The following is a 17,719-nucleotide window of genomic DNA, read 5'->3' as shown; positions in this document are numbered from 1 at the left end:
TCGCATCAATCCGGCTGCAGTGAATAGGGCCAACTTTTTAGGGCTAACTTTTGCGCCGAACCGATGGGCAGGTTGCGATGCTCACTCCGTGTCCGACTGCGGAGATTTTTCATTCTTGCATGAGAAGATGCGCAAGGACAGCCAGGGCAAGCGAGCCCCTGGGAGCGTCACTCGGCATCCCGGCGATGTCAATGCAGATTGCCCCGGAACACGCTTGCCGCGACGCTCCAGATACGACATTACAGCTTTGCCATAACACCAGTTCGGTTGCTGATTTCTTTTATGCAAAACTCCTTGGAGAACGATCGGGGCCTCCATTCCCGGCTGTGCGAGTGCCAGTGCGGCGCAGTTTTAAGAGCGTCGAAACAGGCAGAAAATTCACTGTGGAGCGAGGGATGGCGGCGGTGATAACGCGGGCTATCACCGCACCGATGTGCCGTTCGCGAGTCGCGACGTACAGGGAATACTGGCGATCGTCTGCACCTCAAGGCGCCGGCTTCGCCTGCCCATTCTGGCCAGCGTTCATCATCGCGTTTCGTTCCGCTTGATGTTTGGCGTTGACCTTTTCTTGCGCAGCCTGAATATCTGCGGGATATGAACCATCATCGCCCTGGGACGGGTTGTAACCTGCCGCCTCCAGTTCGTAGAGTTCATTCATGACCTCTGCTCGCGTCTTGCCTTGTGCAAATGCGCTCGATGATGTGAGGACGGCCATGGAAATAACGATCGCAATGGACTTATTCATTTCAGACTCCTGAGTGTCTAGTGAATGTTGTGCGGTGTGCATTGAGTAGACGGCGTTTGGTCGATGGATATTCCCGGATGCGTGATGAAGAACGCACGCCCTTGCAGCACCCAGAATAATTCGAGCTAGATAGGAATAAACGGGTGGCGACCTTGGTAAGCGGCGCCGAATCGAACTTGCCGCATCAGGCGACGCTCAGCTTTCCTCGTTGGCCTTTCTTCTAACGACACGCGCGGCAGCGAGGTGGAGGGAAGGTCGCCGGCGTGAACTGCAACCAGTTCACGATCGGCGCGACTGACACGTTGTCGCCGCGCACCGGTGTTGGTGCAGCGGTCGTCTATCAGACGGTCAACGGCCGGGATTCGGCGGGAGCAGATTGACGATGCCTAGTCACAACATCAGGCGCCGCCGCCTGCGGCCTGGCATGTCGGTTTCGGCCAGAGGGGGATGTCGATCGATTTCGATGACGGACTTGAAGCGGCATTTAGCGCGATCACAGCGACAGATGCCAACAAGCATATGATTCTCAACGGCACCTTACATCCTATAGTCACGAGCTATCGCTAGCATTGCGAAAATCGCATTCTGTTGATGGTCGCTCTCACATATATTTTAATTCGCAGTAGGCGCACTGACGCGAACCATCCTGGTCCAATGCACGCAACGACATCTGTCGTCGGACAAAGACCATGCGCGTTGGGTGACCGCCGTAGTACACCAAAAAGAGCCCACCATGTGATTTCCCGCCGGCGCAGAATCGGCGATGCATCGTAGAAGCCAGACGCCGTAGCAGTACAGGTAGTGGGTACATCCATCAAGGAGATAGCGCATGTCAAACGAAGCAAAGTGCCCTTTCAACCATGCCGCCGGTGGTGGCACAACGAATCGTGACTGGTGGCCTAAGCAACTACGGCTGGACCTGCTCAGCCAGCACTCCGGCAAGTCCAACCCGTTGGACAACAGTTTCAACTACGCCGAGGCCTTCAAGAGCCTCGACCTCGCTGCGCTGAAGAAGGACCTCGCGGCGCTGATGACCGATTCGCAGGATTGGTGGCCTGCGGACTTCGGCCACTACGGTCCGCTATTTATCCGCATGGCCTGGCACAGCGCCGGCACGTACCGCATCGGCGACGGCCGCGGCGGTGCAGGGCGCGGCCAGCAGCGTTTCGCGCCGCTCAACAGCTGGCCGGACAACGTCAGTCTCGACAAGGCACGCCGCTTGCTGTGGCCGATCAAGCAGAAGTACGGTCAGAAGATTTCCTGGGCCGACCTGATGATCCTGACCGGCAACGTCGCGCTCGAGACCATGGGCTTCAGGACCTTCGGTTTTGGCGGCGGCCGCGAAGACACGTGGGAGCCGGACCAGGACGTGTACTGGGGCAACGAAAAGACGTGGCTGGGCGGTGACGTGCGTTATGGCAAGGGTGAAGGCGCGATCGTCGGCGACGAAAAACTGCACGGCAGCGAGACCAGCCGGGACGACAAAGGCCGCAACCTCGAAAACCCGCTGGGCGCGGTGCAGATGGGCCTGATCTATGTGAACCCGGAAGGCCCGGACGGCAATCCGGACCCGCTCGCCGCAGCACATGACATCCGCGAGACTTTCGCGCGCATGGCCATGAACGACGAAGAGACGGTCGCGCTGATCGCCGGTGGCCACAGCTTCGGCAAGACACACGGCGCCGGTCCTGCAGACAATGTAGGGCCGGTACCGGAGGCCGCCGGCCTCGAGAACCAGGGGCTGGGCTGGCAGAGCAGCTTCGGCACGGGCAAGGGCGCGGACGCCATCTCCAGCGGGCTGGAAGTCACCTGGACCACCACGCCGACGAAGTGGGGCAACGGTTTCTTCGAAAACCTGTTCAAGTACGAATGGGAACTGACCAAAAGCCCGGCCGGCGCCAACCAATGGGTCGCGAAGGGCACCGACGAAACGATCCCGCACGCTTTCGATCCCTCGAAGAAGCAGCGGCCGACGATGCTCACCACCGACCTCTCGTTGCGCTTCGACCCCGCTTACGAGAAGATTTCGCGGCGTTTTCTGGAAAATCCGGACCAGCTCGCCGATGCGTTTGCGCGTGCATGGTTCAAGCTGACCCATCGCGACATGGGGCCGCGCGCCCGCTACCTTGGTCCGGAAGTGCCGGCCGAAGAGCTGCTCTGGCAAGATCCCATCCCTGCTGTCGACCACGCGCTGGTCGACGCACAGGACATCGCGTCGCTCAAGCAGAAGGTCCTCGCATCCGGGCTGTCCGTTTCGCAACTGGTCTCGACCGCCTGGGCATCGGCATCCACTTTCCGCGGTTCCGACAAGCGCGGCGGCGCCAATGGCGCGCGTATTCGCCTCGCGCCGCAGAAGGACTGGGCGGCCAACCAGCCCGAGCAACTGGCAAAGGTGCTGAAGGTCCTCGAAGGCATCCAGAGCGAATTCAACGGCGCACAGTCCGGTGGCAAGAAGGTCTCGTTGGCGGACCTGATTGTGCTGGCGGGCAGCGCCGGCATCGAGAAGGCGGCGGAGAGCGCCGGCCGCAAGGTAGCGGTGCCTTTCACGCCTGGTCGCATGGATGCTTCGCAGGCACAGACCGACGTCGAATCTGTTGCGGCCCTCGAACCGGCCGCGGACGGTTTCCGCAACTACCTCAAGGGCAACGTAAGGGTCCCGGCTGAGGCGTTGTTGATCGACAAGGCGCAATTGCTGACGCTGACCGCACCCGAGATGACCGCGCTCATTGGCGGCTTGCGCGTGCTGAACGTAGGGGGCGGGCAGAATCCGCAAGGCGTTTTCACCCACAAGCCGGAAACGCTAACCAACGACTTCTTCCGCAACCTGCTCGACATGAGTACGGAATGGAAGCCGGCGTCGGCGGCTCGGGACGTATTCGAGGGGCGTGACCGCAAGACCGGCGAGTTGAAGTGGACCGGCAGCCGCGTCGATCTGGTCTTCGGCTCGCATGCTCAACTGCGCGCCCTGGGCGAGGTCTATGCAAGCGAGGACGGGCAGGAGAAATTTATCCGCGACTTCGTCGCAGCCTGGGTCAAGGTGATGAATCTTGACCGGTTCGAACTCGCCTAAGGGTGATGCGGGAGTCCCGCCAGGGCTGTCACCCCGACGGGACTGTGCTCCGTTATGCTAGGAGTGAGCTTCCAGGCCGCTGTGCGGCTCCGGCGGTATCGGAGCCGCACGGTTTGTTTTTGGCCAGAGTATTTCGCCGGCCGGCGCGGTACTGAACGAATCCACGTATGACAAGCTGACAAGGCTGTGCGACCTTGTGGCGCGGCCTGTGCACGCACTGCGGACTGCCGGTCATCCGTAGGCGGCAGGCTGGATCGTCAGTGTCATTCTTTTCCCGTCTTCGGTTGTTCGGGTTGCGGGTCACGTCCGCGTTGCGTCGGTGCTCTGGTACACGCATCCGGGGGCGTCACGTAGGTCACGTCTTCGCAGCAGCACGCATAGACCGGAAACCCGTACGCATTCGTGCCGATGATTTTCGTTGGCCCGTGCAGCGGGCACACGGCGTCCATACCACCTCCTTAACGCATGATCGACCAACGCGACTTCGCAGACGCGGCGCGTGAGTTCGGGACGGTCAAACACCGCGTCGACCCGTCGATCACGTCGGGCGAGGTAACCCTTGCCGGCGCGGCGCTCGAGGCGGGCGCCGGAAAGGATCCATAGCGATATTCTACGACGCTCTCCACGGCGTGAAGGCACGATGGATATACGGAGTAAATGGCGTCCGTTCAGGTAGGCCGCAAGAGAATCGCGATAAGAAAACGCTGCGGGAACCACAAGGTAGGGTCATCCAGGCGGAAAGGAATGTTGTTGCCTTGACAGAGCGGCTATCGTGCGATGTTGTTGCGGCGCCGGTGCAGCGTCGCGCCCACTCCCGCTTTGTTCCGACCGGCCCAGACCGCTCGAACCGATCCCAACCTGAATCCGGGCGCTTAGCGCGCCCGCTTCGTTATGCTCGTCTTCTTGCCCCTCCTTGCTTGATCTCAAACGGCCCGCAAGGGATTTGTCCTTCGGCGCAACCTCACATCAGAGCTCGCGTGAATTCTGAACACCATCCTCAATTCGCCCCGTCATTTCGATAGAAGAAAATCTGCAAAGCACTGTCATGTTCACGACAGATTGCCCCATCTGCCGGCTTCGATAATGACCTCACGGTTGTTCAAGTGCTGCACATCAGTGTCGTTTGCAGGCGGAGGTTCTGCTGCCGTTCAGGCCGGACGGTTGCGCTTGAGCGAGTCGGAACCCTCGGCAGACGACTGTTCGACGATCGACTGGAGTTCGGTCGTGTCGACCAGCGTGATTCGGCCGTAGCGGATGCGCACGATTTGTCGCTCGATGAACCAGCGAAGCTCCTTGTTGACATGCTGACGCGAGGCCATGAGCAGTGCGGCCAGATCTTCCTGCGACAGGCGGATGCCGAGCGTGATGCCATCGCCGTCGGCGTAACCGTAGCGTTTGCCCAGGGCGAGTAGATGGCCGGCAAGGCGTGCGCGAAACGACATCAAGCCAAGATTGCCGAGGCAATCGTGAAGGTGACGTGCACGCGTGGCGAGCAAGCGGAGCAGGCTTGCAGTGAGGGTCGGGTCGCGTTCGAGTTCGACGTTCAACGCATGGGCGGGAATGTGAAAAAGCCGGGTGAGTCCGCGCGCCCGTTGATTGTGGATGGAGCGCTGGTCAGTCATCACGGCGGTGAGATTGGCCAGCTCGCCTGGCGGGATAAACGTCTCGACGGCCCGGACGCCGTGGGCGCTTGGCCATCCCCATTCGAGCATGCCAGACAGGATGATGTGGATGTCGGTACAGGGTTCGTTGGCGACATAAATCAGCGCGCCGTCGGCATACGCGCGCAGATGTCCGGCTTCGACGAGGGCGTCGAGAACGGCTTCCGGCCATGCGCGCAAGGTCTCATGGTTGCGAAACGCGGCCCAGATGATCTCTCGCTGCTGACGCGTCAGATCCCGGCCGCTCGACTGTAATGGCAGACGGGCCGCTGCTCTGGCGGAGATGTCTTTGGCGCGCTCGGCAGGGGCAAGGTTTCGGGCGGGAGATTGCATATGGGGCTGCCTGATTCGTGTGTTCGGGTCGCGTGGTGCTAAACGAAAGCGAAAGCCGCTCGAATGGGGACCATCGAACGCTAGCCGATAAACGATTGTCGCGCGTCGTCGGCGTCGATGCCGGGCCGTTTCGACGATGTTTTCATGTGAGCCGCCGGCGCGATGGAACACGAGCTATTCGGATCGACCTTCTGATGGGAGATGCTTGGGATGAGTGAATCGATTGTGAGCGTCAGCGCATTGGACGACGCAACCGCGGGTCAGCGTCACGACGTCGACGTGCTGGTGGTGGGCGGCGGGCCGGCGGGGACGTGGGCCGCGATTGGGGCCGCCGCGAGGGGCGCGAAAGTCGTGCTCGCGGACAAGGGGTTTTGCGGGACATCGGGGGCGACGGCGCCGTCAGGCACGGCGATCTGGTATGTCTCGCCGCAGGGTGACACGCGAGAGCGGGCGAAGTCGAGCCGGTTTGGACTGGGTGGCCAGCTTGCTGAACACGACTGGATGGATCGCGTCCTTGAGCAAACCTGGGTGAACGTCCACCAGCTTGCGCAATGGGGTTATCCGTTTCCCGTCGACGAAAACGGCGAGGAGCAGCGGACCTCGCTGCAGGGGCCGGACTATATGCGGCTGATGCGCAAGCGCGTGAAGGAGAGCGGCGCATGCATCCTCGATCACAGCCCGGCGCTCGAACTGCTCGTGGATGGCGGTGGCGCAGTCGCCGGCGCGCGTGGCGTGCAGCGCCAGAGCGGAGAAACGTGGGTCGTGCGCGCGAAGGCGGTGGTCATTGCAACGGGCGGCTGCGCGTTTCAGAGCCGCGCGCTCGGCTGCAACGTGCTGACCGGCGACGGCCAGCTGATGGCGGCCGAAGTGGGCGCGGAGCTCTCCGGCATGGAGTTCTCGAATGCCTATGGTCTCGGTCCGGCATTCGCGTCGGTTACCAAATCCCTGTTCTACAAATGGGCGACTTTCTACGACGAACAGGGGGTGAAGATCGAGGGCGCCGGTTCGGCGTTCGGGCGCAGCGTCATCGCGCGCGAACTGCAGACGCGCCGGGTGTTCGCATGCCTCGATCGCGCCGACGAGCAGGTCCGTGCATGGATGCGGACGGCACAACCCAACTTCTTCCTGCCATTCGACCGCCTGGGCCTCGATCCCTTCACCCAGCACTTTCCCGTAACGCTCAGGCTGGAAGGGACGGTGCGCGGGACTGGCGGTTTGCATGTCACGGGCCGCGACTGCTCGACGTCGGTTGAAGGTCTCTATGCGGCAGGCGACGCCGCGACACGCGAGATGATTTGCGGCGGATTCACCGGCGGCGGCAGCCACAACGCAGCGTGGGCGATGTCGTCGGGTTTCTGGGCCGGCGCCGGTGCGGCCGATCACGCGCAGGCAAAGCGTCGCTCCGGGATCGGCCGACTCTATTGCGCGGGCGCTGTCGGCTTGAGCGGCACGTCGCACACCATGCCTTTTGACAGCGTGAGTGCCGTGAAGACCGTGCAGGGCGAAGTGTTTCCGTACGAGCGCAACTGGACGCGCAGCGAGGACCTGCTGGTCGATTCGTTGGGGCGCCTCGACGCACTGTGGGCGCGCTTGCGCAACAGCGCGCCGGCACGCAACGCGCAAGAGGCCGTGCGTGCGCGAGAGGCGGCGGCGATGGTCGCGACCGCGCGCTGGATGTATCGCAGCGCGCAGGCGCGTACCGAGACGCGCGGCATGCATCGCCGCGCGGAGTACAGATCGATCGACGCCGGGCAGCGGCACAGGCTGATCAGCGGCGGTCTGGATGACGTATGGGTCCGCAGGAAGGCGGTAGACGACGGGGCAATTCCAGTCGAACGGCAAGAGGCATGCGCATGATCGAAATCTTGAGCGAATCGCGCTGCACGGGATGCAACATCTGCGTCCGCGCGTGTCCCACCAACGTGTTCGAGGCGGTGGAGGGCGGCATTCCGCGGGTCGCGCGGCAGGACGACTGCCAGACCTGCTTCATGTGCGAGCTGTACTGCCCGGCGGATGCGCTGTTTGTCGCGCCGCAGGCCGACATTGCAGTCGTGATGGACGAAGCGCGTCTGCCGCCGGGTGTGCGTCTCGGGAGCTATCGCGACGCACTTGGCTGGGGGCCGGGACGCCGCTCCACCGCTGCGCTCGATGCAAGTTACGAACTACTGACGCCGATCCATTGATGGAAACGACAGCAGTGCAATAGCGTCGTGGTCGCTTGCCGACATGCCTCAGGAGGAACGTGCGCAACGCGTCGCTGAGGTTATCCACAGAAAATGTTCATATCCTTGTGGACAAGTCCTGGCCAAATCCGCCAAGTGATTGAGCGCAGAGCGATTTCCGGATTGGTACGGCGAACCGGCGCATCCAGGCAGACCCGAGGCAGACCCGAGGCAGACCCCGGACAGACCGCTGGCAACGTGCCGCTCACTCGACCGGAGAGGCCAGCAGCGACACCGGCACGCCGTGGCAGCTCACGCTGGCCACGAGCGCTGCGCCTAGGCCGGCGCTCGTTTTTACGTGAGCATCGAACGGCGACACTTCCCGGTCGACTCGCAGAATGTTGATCGGCCACGATGCCCGGGAGAGCCGTTCGTGCGCAAAGGCCCCGACCCACAGCGGGGTGGCCGACGCGCCGTTCTCCACGGCGTAGCCGCTCGGCCAGAAACGCAGGACGTCGCGTTCGTCGCGCGTGTCGCCGGGACGCACGAAGACCAGCGACGAAGGCACGCCGTTGTTCAACTTCGGCAATACCGGCAGCGATGTCGCCGCGACGTTCGGCGACGCAAGCGAGAGTACGCTGCGCGCGGACAGGTCAGTGCCTTCGATCCATCCCTGGGCTCGCAGTTGCCCCCTGATCGAATCGAGGTTCGATACCCATTGCAGCGTGAGCGGCTCCTTGTGGTCGCCGCCCATGTCCGAGCGATAGCAGGGCAGTCTCTTCGACAGCGACACGGTCCATTGTGCCTGCGTGACCAGCACGGGCTGCGGGCGCGGCATGTTGTCCGGCGTCGGCGCCAGTGGATTGATGCTCAGCTGCACGCCCACGCTCACGAGCATCACCACCAGAATCACGACCGGCATGAAGCCGCGTGAGGGCGGTACCTCAGGATGCCGCAACATCGCCGTCAGCGAGACGATGGCGACCCAGATGTAGGCGAGCGCGGCGCCGCCGATCGCATCGGAGACCCAGTACCTGCCGAAGTAAAGCCCCGCCAACGCGACCACGATCACAACCACCGTACTCGCGGTCGCCACGAACAAGCCTTCCAGCATGCCGACCCGTCGCACGAGCAGGAAGGCCAGGAACCCATAGACGATCACCGTCGCGGCGACGTGATTGCTCGGAAACACGTAGGCGTCGGACAGCAGTTCATTGGGCGGCGCGCGGTGCATCGCGAACTGCAGCGCGAAGATCAGCAACTGGGAAAACACGACCGCGGCGAGCCAGTAGCCGATGGTGCGCCAACGCTGCTCCACCAGCATCCACACCGCTACTGTCGCAACCAGTGCCGTCAGCGTGAAGACGCTGCCGAGCGTCGCCAGGCCTGCGAGGACCGTGTCGCTCCAGGGCGTGCGCACCGATTGCAGGAAGTGATAGACGGACAGATCGACGCTGACCAGCGGATCGCCGCTGATCACGTCTTCGAGCACCCCGAAGAAGAGCGCGCCCGCCGCCAGCACGATCAGCGACGTCACCACGATGCTGCTGGCATCCGGCTGTTCGGGGTCGAGCAGGCGCCGCGCGAGCCGGCCGAACGGCCCCGGGTGGCGGCAAGCCCAGCTTCCCAGATAGCGGCCCGCCGCGCTCGACCATGCGCTGGCATGCGAGACCAGGAACCGCATCGCGCGAAAACTCAGCCAGACGATGGCAACCAGCAACGCGATGATGACGACGAGGCGGAACGATACGGCGCCGGCCAGCAGCACCGAGGCGCCGAATACCACGCCCGGCAGGATGTGCGCCGGCGCCCATAGCAGCGCCGACAGGACGTTCATGCCGTAAAAGCGCAGCGGCGTCATGCCCAGCATGCCCGCCACCACCGGCACGATGGCCCGTAACGGTCCGACGAAGCGGGCGAATACGACACTTTTGGCGCCGTGTTTCTGAAAGAAACCGTGGCCTGCCTCGAGTATCTGCGGGTGTGTGCGGAACGGCCAGAGCTGGACGATCCTGTCCTTGTAGCGGCCGCCGATCCAGAAGCTCATGCCGTCCCCGGCGATGGCGCCGGCGATCGCCCACAGGAACACCCAGGCGAGGCTCAGTGAACCGGTGCCGGCCAGCGCGCCGGCGAGGAACATCGCAGTGCTGCCCGGGATGAAGGTGCCGACGACGGCGACGGCCTCCAGGAAGGCCGCGAGAAAGACGACCGTGAGCATCCATGCCGGGTGGCCGGCAAGCAGATGCAAAAGGTGGATGTAGGCATGCTCCATCGTGCGCGATCAGCCGTTCTGGCGTAACGGTTGATCATAACGCGCACGGCGCCGGCGCACATTTTTGCGCGCCGGCATCGGGTGACATGGCGGCGCGCAATTTCACGAAGCGTTCAGCGAGTCGCCGGGTATGTTCAGCTGTTACGAAGCCGTCAGCGAGTCGCCGGATACGTGGACCCGCTCGCCGATCTGGACGTCCGGCTGCGTCGGGTAGCTGAAGTTGCGGTAGCTGCCATCCTGCATGCGCACCTGGACCTGATAGGTGGTCTGCTTGCGCACCGCGTGCTCGATCCCGTTGCCGGCCAGACCGCCGCCGACAGCGCCCGCGATGGTCGTAAGGATTTTGCCCCGTCCGCCGCCGATCTGATTGCCGACGAGGCCGCCGGCGACCGCGCCACCGAGCGCGCCGAGCCCGGTAGTCGGCTCAGGCGTCTGCACCGTGTTGATGGCCACGACTTCTCCCGCATAAGGATCGGCAACCGGCTTTGCCTGCGCGGGTTCATAGGGTGCCTGGTAGCCCTGATTGTTTGCGTACCTCGGCGAGTCCGTGGCGGGCGTGCTGTGCGTGTGATGTACACGCGGCCGTGCCGGCGCGGCTTGCTGTGTCGTTTGCTGAACCGCTTGCTGAACCGGGGCCGCCTGGGGCGCGGCGACCGGAGCGCTGGCAACTTGCGCGGCCATCGTGGCGACCGGCTGCGCGGGCTCCGTAACGGCATGCGAGGTCGGCAGAAGGCCGGTCATCGCGGCGACGCCGGTGGCGCTCGCCAGGATGACGGCCACCGCCGCGCCGGCGACCAGGGGATGAATACGGTTGCGCTGCGAATTACTGGACGTGAGGTTTGTGTTCATGGCGGACTCCGCGGGTAGATGCCTGCAATAACGCCGCAGCAGCGCGGCCGGTGTACGTCAGACATACGCTGCTTTGTAAGCATTTGTACGATTTACCGGCGAAGAGGGGCCCGCTCAGATTGCGTCGGCAAATTCATCGAGGAAGCGTTGCAATCGATCCTGGCGAATCCTCGCCGGACGCGCGCCGGTCTCCGTCTGGAAACCGGACGCCAGTTTCAACCGCTTCATGTGGAAAGGGTCGAGCGCGCATGCCGTGTCGTCCGGATTTCAGCGATGAACAAACGTGGCGGGCAGCCAGTCTTACTGTGTGACCGGGCTCCCTTTGCGGGTGTCGTTGGCTCGACATCGCCACGCTGGTGGAAGTCGTTCGATCGGTCAATTTGATGGCTTGATGGAGTGGGCTATGAAAATCGTAACAAAGACCCTATTTGTCGCGGCGCTGATGATGGGGTCGATGGGCGTGGCTAGCGCTCAATCGGCCAACCTGAGCGCCAATGGCAGGGTCGGTTTGCAGGCAGGCGGGATCAACGGCGCGGGCACGGGGCAGGGGGTGAGTCTGGGGACGGGTATGACGGGCCTGAGCGCAACGCCGGGCCTGGGTACGGTGGGCAGCTCTCCTACGGTCGGCGGAACCGGCAGCAATGGGTCGGGGCCGGCGCTCAGCAACATGCGAGCGAACGGCACCAGCCTGAATATGAGCCCGGATCCTCGCGCACCGAACGTGACGGGAAAGGCGTTTGGCCAGTAGCCGTCACTCAACCCGAACGAGTTGCAGAACAAGGCGTTTCGCCGACGCGAGGTGTTCAACCGTCATCGATCGAGCGAGGCGGGCGTTGCCGGCCTCGCATGCTTCGAGAATCTTGAGATGCTCATCCTGGAAGGCCGCTGTGTCGGCGAGCAGCGTGCCTTGCAATCGCTCGTAGCGTTCGACCTGGGCGCGCAGTTCGCGGATCGCTTTCAATTGCCGGCCGTTTGCGCATGGGCGGTATAGCAGTTCATGAAACTCGCGATTCAGTTCGCCCTGTTTTTGCGCGGTATCGGCGTCTCCCAGAAGCCGATGAACGAGTTCGGCGCGCGATAACGTCTCACTGTCCATGCGTTTGACCGCGTGGAAAATGGCGTCGCCTTCGAGCAACATGCGCAGGCTATAAATTTCGTCCAGGTCCGCTCCGGTCAAAGTGCGCACGACCGCGCCGCGATTGCGCATGAGTTCGACCAGTCCCTCGCCCTCGAGCTTTTGTATGGCCTCCCTCATCGGTACCCGGCTCACTCCGAATCGATCGGCGAGTTCGCGTTCGACCAGCCGTGCGCCATCCTCCAGTTCGCCGGTCGCGATCAGTTCGCGTAGCGAGACAGCGATGGCGTCGGCCGTCGAATCCAGTTTGTGGTCCATGTGCGTCGGGTTCCTGTTGTATGGAATAATAGTATACCAAAATGGGTGCGCGGATCTAGAATGTACCTGTTGCGAAATCAGGTTCGGGTCAACAGCTAAGGAGATTGGCATGGCGTACGGCGAGCACAAATACGCGGTATCGCTGCAATGGACAGGCAACCGCGGCAGCGGCACCTCGGGATACCGTGAATACGGTCGGGACCACATCATCGCTGCGGGAAACAAGCCCGATATTCCCGGATCATCCGACGCAGCATTTCTCGGCGACGCGAACCGCTGGAACCCGGAGGATCTGCTGGTCGCCTCGGCATCCGCCTGCCACAAGCTCTGGTATCTGCACCTTTGCTCGGACGCCGGGATCGTGGTTCTGAGCTATCGAGACAACGCCGAAGGCACAATGCTCGATAGTCCGGAGCAGGGCCGTTTTTCGCAAATCGTTCTACGGCCGCATGTCGTCATTCGGGCAGGAGGCGACCGCGAACTGGCCAGGCGATTGCATCACGTGGCGCATGGAAAGTGCTATATCGCGAACTCTGTCAACTTTCCGATTCTGTGCGAACCGGAAATTGCAACGGAAGGGGCGTGACGGAGGCGTGGTCTTCACCGGCATCCGGTGAAGGCATCGCGATGCAACGGGGTACGGACGGCAGTGCTGGGCGGATCGCGCGAAGGTCCGCTTGTTCGCCCGCCGCTTACCGACACAACCGGGAGCGGGCGGGCAGCATCGACTCAATGCATCAATGTCATCTGCACGACCTTCACTACAACGAGTGCGACTGCCACGATCAGATAGCCGCGCAGTACGCCCATCCAGATGCGTTTGGATAAGGTCAGTTGTGGCGCGGGCAGTTCTTCCAGGGGCGGCATGCGCCACGTATTGCGTGCTTCTTTCGAAAGCGCTTGCGCGCTGTCGGAAACAGCGGAAGCCGAAGAAGCCACCGCGCCCGAAGGTGCGAGCCGCAGCCTCCGAGCCGTCACGGTTGCGGCGTAGCCGACGACGGCCAATAACGTGCCGCCGGCGAGTACTTCGATCATCGCTTCGCCGGTAATGTCCGGATACATCACCGATGCGGTGAGGATGATAGAGAGCATGACGAGCACCCACACAACCGCGCCTGTAAAGAGGTTGAGCCTCTTCGAGTTCACCCACGGGCCGAGAACGGCCTTGTCGTTACACAAGAGCAGCAGGAACACCGTTGCGCTCGGAAGCAGCACGCCGGCCAGCGTCTGCACGGCTTCGGTCAGAAGTCCGAGCGGGCTGCCGGGAATCAATACCAGCGCAGCCGCGGCCGCGACGATGGCGAAGTAGACGAGGTAAAAGCCCTTCGCGTCCGTCACGCCGCGATGCAGCGAGTGGCGGATCTTGAACACGTCGCCGATTGCGTAGGCGGTGGACAGCGACACGGCCGCCGCGCCGATGATGCAGGCGTCGAGCAGCGCGACCGCGAAGAGAACCGCGGATGTGCGGCCGGCATATTTTTCGAGGTCGGCGATCACGCCGCCCGCATCCGTGAAATTGCCGAACTCTGCTTTGCCTGCATACAGTGCAGCGCAGAACGAGATCATGGCCACCGCACCGATCATCACGAAGACGATGCCGATCCACAGGTCGGCTTTCTCATACTTCATGAAGCGCGGCGTGATGCGTTTGTCCACGATATAGCTTTGCTGGAAAAAAAGCTGCCACGGCGCGACCGTGGTGCCGACGATGCCGATCACGAGCAGCATCACGTCGCTCAGTTTCGAATGGGCAGGCCAGCCCGGAATGAAGAAGTCGTGCGTCATCTGCGCAACCGGCGGATGAATCGACACCAGGACCGGCACCAGCAGCAGGCTCAGCAGACAGAGCACGACCGCGAAGCGCTCGAAGCGTCGGAAGTTGCCTGTGCTGACCGCGGCCATCGTCACTGCCGCGGCGATGCAGACCCCGGCCACTTTCGAAATGCCGAAGAAATTCAGCACGAACGTGATGCCGATGAACTCGGTCACGATGGTGAGGGCGTTCAGGATGAACAGGTCGATAACGCTGAACGCCCCCCAGAACTTGCCGAAGCGCTCGAAGATCAGCCGTGCATGACCGACGCCGGTCACGGCGCCGAGACGCAGCACCATTTCCTGATTGACGAAGAGAACGGGTACGAGCAGGAGCATGGTCCACAGCAAGGTGGTTCCGTAGTTCTGCCCCGCCTGTGTGTAGGTGCCGAAGGCGCCGGCGTCGTTGTCGCCGACCATCACGATGAGGCCCGGTCCGAGAATCGCGAGCAGCGTTCGGATGCGTGCCCACCAGTTGTTGCGAGGCGCGGTGTCGTGGTGCGCGATGGTGCCGAAAGCACCTTTGATGTCGCCGAGATGGGCTTCATCGAGAACGGCGCGGCGTGGTGGCGAGACGTTGAATGGAGTGGACATTTTTAGTCGCCTGAGCAGTGTGATTTGAGTGCCGTGGCGCGCCTTCAGGATCCGCAGAACGCATGCCGTCGAATGGGCTCGATAGACGGTGGCGCATGCGGATCGCGAAGACGTGCGGGTGCTGGCAGCAGGTATTACGAAGCCGGGTTCGGGAGCAGCGCTTTGACGCGGTGCCAGGACACGACGAGCCAGTGCGGCTTGACGCTGTGGAGCGCGAGTGCAGCGTCGCTGTGGATATGCATTTGCTGCAGGGTCGGGACGAGGACGGCGATGTACATGGTTTTTCTCCGGGCGTATGGCTTGACGCGGGTTGCGGAAAGCCAGCAGACACGGAGCACGGCCGGCACTATGCGCGCGGCGGCGAACGTCTACTTGCTTTCCTCAGGCAAAAGAAAAATTGCGTGGCAATTGAGCGGCATATGGGATAACTGTCACTGTCCGGCATGGCGGCTCCTTATCGGTTTTGCTTATCTGCGTCGCTTATCTACGTTGTGTATCTGCGTTGTGTATCTGCGTTGCTTCAGCACGTGCTTGTTCACGCGCTCGGTCGCGCAGGAATTCGAACGGATCGAACCGGCGTGAGCGAGCGCTGCCGCGAGTGGATGCTCGCGACGCGAAGCCAGACGGTTGCGCGACGTGCGTAAGCACGGCGCGGCCGAATGGCGCTAGTTAGGGTGCACGGAGAGAGTGACTACGGCGCGCACCGTCTGCCTGCTGGCAAGACGGCGGCTGAGGAAATGGAGCGCGGGCGTCGGGCCGGTCAGGCAGTAAAACTGTTCGAAAATCGACTACTGCTGGTGTCCAAGGCAATGGCCCCGTTTGTGATAACGCCCGAATTTTAGGCACTCCCGCGAGCAGAAGTCAACATGCTTCGTTAAGCGAAGCAAATATTCTTTTTCTATGTGTGCGGCAAGGCGCGTTGTCGATCGCTAGCGGAGTTGAGTCTTTCAGAAATGACAGGAAGGACGAGGGAATGAAGGGCGTAAGTGCAGCAGTGAATAGGGCAACGGCGTGGCGACGGCGGCCGGCGGACGACCGGCTCGCCCTCGACGCGCTTCCCGACGCACAAGCGCGTTAGAGCATTCCGGATGGAGCAGGGGATGGGCGATCCGGCGTTGTGGGAATTCCAGTTCCGGGACGGAAATGCGCAACTAACGGTCGAGCCCGGCCGATCCCTCCAAATAACGCGACGCCCGGCTCGATGGAAACTGAAAACGGCCGTCGCTCGCGTCCTACGCAGCAGCTACGCAGCGAAGAGACCGGCTATGCGACTCAACGATTGCCGTCAAGCAGATCGCCGAGCAATTCGTCGAATGCGGCTTGAGCGTCTTCGAGTTCCTGCAACGCAGCGTCGAACGTTTGCAGCGCGAACTGCGAAGGCTGACCGCTGCCGGCTGGCGGGAATTGCGATTGCAGCGACGCGAAGGCCGCCTGTACCCGTTTGGTTGCGGTCAATACGCGCTCCATCGCAGCGGTTTCTTCGGCTCTCGCCTTTTCGTGATCCATGAAAACTCCGTATTCGTCTGGTCGGCTCGCGCCGCATCAAATGGGTGACTATGCCACGTCAGCGTTCAGGACAGCGGCAGCCCGCCGTTGGCCTTGATTTCTCGCAGCGACAACGCCGATTCCACCGACGTCACACCCGGCAAGCTGCGCATCTCGTCGCGCATGAACGTGCCGTAGTCGTCGAGATCGCGTGCGACCACCTGCAGGATGTAGTCGGCGCTGCCCGACACGTTGTGGCACGCCAGAATTCGCGGGATGGCCTGCACTTCCCGCTCGAATCGGGTGGCCACCGCCCGATCGTGCACGGCAAAACGCACATAGACGAACGCGACGACCCCAAAGCCGAGGGCGGAGCGCGAAAGCATCGCGCGGTATTGGTCGATGTAGCCGTCGTTCTCGAGGCGCTTGAGGCGGCGGGCGCAAGGCGTCTCGCTCAGGCCGACCATTTCGGCCAACCGTGCATTCGACATGCGGCCGTCGTTCTGCAGTGCGGCGAGGATCGCGCGGTCTGTTTTGTCGAGGTCGGTGGTCATGGTTTTGGGCGTTTGCTGTGCGTTGGCGGAAAACATGGCTAGGGTGTGGAATATTAGCGTATTCCTTCAAAGATGGAGTCGTAGTCCCTGCATTTCGCCAGCAAACCCTCCGCCGGCGACGGCAAGATAGAGACCTTAAAAACAAGGGGTTTCTATGATTTCCGCACACCTTCTGGTTGTCTATATCGCTGCGTTGTTTGTGGTCTACGCCGTGCCTGGGCCCGACATGGCGCTGGTTCTGCAGACCAGTATCGGACGCGGCATGCGCAGTGGCTTCGCGGCGGCAGGCGGCCTTGGCGTGGCGCGGGCCACGCACGTCACGCTGTCGGCGTGCGGGGTGGCGGCGCTACTGCGTAGCGCGCCCTGGTTGTACGACGTGGTGCGTTACGGCGGTGCGGTTTATCTCGCATGGGTTGGTATCCAGATCTTCCGCTCACCCGTATTCGCGCTGCCAGAAGGCGGCGCGGTGGGCGCCGAGTCGCGGCCGTTGCGTGCGGCTTTCGTCAAGGGCTTGCTGACCAATCTGTTGAACCCGAAAGCGCTGCTGTTCTGCTCGGTGCTATTGCCGCAGTTCGTGCGTCCCGAGGCCGGACCGGTTGCACTGCAGATGGTCGAACTGGGTCTGGTGCTGCTTGCCATTGGCGTGTGTTTCGACGCGATCTACGCGATCGGCGCGGCGCGCATTGCCGGTTGGATGCGGGCTCATCCTCTCGCGCAGACATTGCAGCGCTGGACTTTTTCAGCGGCGCTGATCGGCTTTGCGTTGCGGCTTTCGCTGGACTGACTGCC

General features: G+C 62.6%; 16 protein-coding genes. 7 read left to right on the top strand and 9 right to left on the bottom strand.

From position 1 onward, the window contains the following. Positions 1-484: 484 nt before the first annotated feature. Complete coding sequence (locus DSC91_RS08855; RefSeq protein WP_115777771.1) at positions 485-745, bottom strand: DUF4148 domain-containing protein; 261 nt, start codon at positions 743-745, stop codon at positions 485-487. An 829-nt stretch (positions 746-1,574) separates the two neighbouring features. Between DSC91_RS08855 and katG the strand changes: the two genes are divergently transcribed. Continuing rightward, the gene (gene katG, locus DSC91_RS08850; RefSeq protein WP_115777770.1) at positions 1,575-3,815 is read left to right on the top strand and encodes a catalase/peroxidase HPI; all 2,241 of its coding nucleotides are present in this window, start codon (positions 1,575-1,577) and stop codon (positions 3,813-3,815) included. A 465-nt stretch (positions 3,816-4,280) separates the two neighbouring features. Continuing rightward, a complete protein-coding gene (locus DSC91_RS37390) occupies positions 4,281-4,418 on the top strand; it encodes a hypothetical protein (protein ID WP_162831349.1) in 138 nt (45 codons plus the stop codon). Between the two features lie 545 nt (positions 4,419-4,963). On the opposite strand, the gene DSC91_RS08840 is transcribed toward DSC91_RS37390, so the two are convergent. Next, positions 4,964-5,980, bottom strand: coding sequence for a Crp/Fnr family transcriptional regulator (locus tag DSC91_RS08840; RefSeq protein ID WP_162831348.1), 1,017 nt, complete (start codon positions 5,978-5,980; stop codon positions 4,964-4,966). A 39-nt stretch (positions 5,981-6,019) separates the two neighbouring features. Between DSC91_RS08840 and DSC91_RS08835 the strand changes: the two genes are divergently transcribed. Both DSC91_RS08835 and DSC91_RS08830 read left to right on the top strand, forming a co-directional pair. Then, complete coding sequence (locus tag DSC91_RS08835) at positions 6,020-7,666, top strand: FAD-dependent oxidoreductase (RefSeq protein ID WP_115779762.1); 1,647 nt, start codon at positions 6,020-6,022, stop codon at positions 7,664-7,666. Then, positions 7,663-7,992: a 4Fe-4S dicluster domain-containing protein gene (locus DSC91_RS08830; RefSeq protein ID WP_115779761.1), complete on the top strand. Its 330-nt coding sequence runs from the start codon at positions 7,663-7,665 to the stop codon at positions 7,990-7,992. Before DSC91_RS08835 ends, DSC91_RS08830 begins: the two co-directional genes overlap by 4 nt. A 244-nt stretch (positions 7,993-8,236) precedes the next feature. Here DSC91_RS08830 and DSC91_RS08825 read toward each other — a convergent pair whose 3' ends face one another. Beyond that, on the bottom strand, positions 8,237-10,243 hold the full coding sequence (locus tag DSC91_RS08825) for a bifunctional DedA family/phosphatase PAP2 family protein (RefSeq protein WP_115777767.1): 2,007 nt from the start codon (positions 10,241-10,243) through the stop codon (positions 8,237-8,239). A 141-nt stretch (positions 10,244-10,384) separates the two neighbouring features. Then, a complete protein-coding gene (locus tag DSC91_RS08820; protein ID WP_115777766.1) occupies positions 10,385-11,092 on the bottom strand; it encodes a glycine zipper 2TM domain-containing protein in 708 nt (235 codons plus the stop codon). 403 nt (positions 11,093-11,495) lie between these two features. On the opposite strand from DSC91_RS08820, the gene DSC91_RS08815 reads away from it, so the two are divergent. Continuing rightward, positions 11,496-11,840 (top strand): hypothetical protein, encoded by a 345-nt coding sequence (locus tag DSC91_RS08815; RefSeq protein WP_115777765.1) that lies wholly within the window; start codon positions 11,496-11,498, stop codon positions 11,838-11,840. Between the two features lie 3 nt (positions 11,841-11,843). Here the strand turns inward: DSC91_RS08815 and DSC91_RS08810 are convergent, their stop codons facing one another. Then, positions 11,844-12,485 (bottom strand): GntR family transcriptional regulator, encoded by a 642-nt coding sequence (locus tag DSC91_RS08810; protein ID WP_115777764.1) that lies wholly within the window; start codon positions 12,483-12,485, stop codon positions 11,844-11,846. Positions 12,486-12,594: 109 nt separating this feature from the next. Here DSC91_RS08810 and DSC91_RS08805 point away from each other — a divergent pair, with 109 nt between their 5' ends. Continuing rightward, complete coding sequence (locus tag DSC91_RS08805; RefSeq protein ID WP_115777763.1) at positions 12,595-13,071, top strand: OsmC family protein; 477 nt, start codon at positions 12,595-12,597, stop codon at positions 13,069-13,071. A 143-nt stretch (positions 13,072-13,214) separates the two neighbouring features. Here the strand turns inward: DSC91_RS08805 and DSC91_RS08800 are convergent, their stop codons facing one another. The 4 genes from DSC91_RS08800 to DSC91_RS08780 all read right to left on the bottom strand — a co-directional run bounded on the left by DSC91_RS08800 (position 13,215) and on the right by DSC91_RS08780 (position 16,930). Continuing rightward, positions 13,215-14,891 carry an NRAMP family divalent metal transporter gene (locus DSC91_RS08800; protein ID WP_115777762.1) on the bottom strand — a complete coding sequence of 559 codons (1,677 nt, stop codon included), beginning with the start codon at positions 14,889-14,891 and terminating at the stop codon, positions 13,215-13,217. 134 nt (positions 14,892-15,025) lie between these two features. Next, positions 15,026-15,169 carry a hypothetical protein gene (locus DSC91_RS37385; protein ID WP_162831347.1) on the bottom strand — a complete coding sequence of 48 codons (144 nt, stop codon included), beginning with the start codon at positions 15,167-15,169 and terminating at the stop codon, positions 15,026-15,028. 994 nt (positions 15,170-16,163) lie between these two features. Continuing rightward, entirely contained in the window at positions 16,164-16,397 is a 234-nt protein-coding gene (locus DSC91_RS08785) for a hypothetical protein (protein WP_074287882.1), read from the bottom strand. Between the two features lie 65 nt (positions 16,398-16,462). After that, complete coding sequence (locus DSC91_RS08780) at positions 16,463-16,930, bottom strand: Lrp/AsnC family transcriptional regulator (RefSeq protein ID WP_115779760.1); 468 nt, start codon at positions 16,928-16,930, stop codon at positions 16,463-16,465. A gap of 154 nt (positions 16,931-17,084) precedes the next feature. Between DSC91_RS08780 and DSC91_RS08775 the strand changes: the two genes are divergently transcribed. Further along, the gene (locus tag DSC91_RS08775; RefSeq protein WP_115777759.1) at positions 17,085-17,714 is read left to right on the top strand and encodes a LysE family translocator; all 630 of its coding nucleotides are present in this window, start codon (positions 17,085-17,087) and stop codon (positions 17,712-17,714) included. Positions 17,715-17,719: the final 5 nt, after the last annotated feature.

It is taken from the genome of Paraburkholderia caffeinilytica (assembly GCF_003368325.1).
Classification (GTDB): Bacteria; Pseudomonadota; Gammaproteobacteria; order Burkholderiales; family Burkholderiaceae; genus Paraburkholderia; species Paraburkholderia caffeinilytica.
The sequence above is the reverse complement of the archived record's forward strand: the minus strand, read 5'-3'. Positions and strand labels throughout refer to the sequence as shown.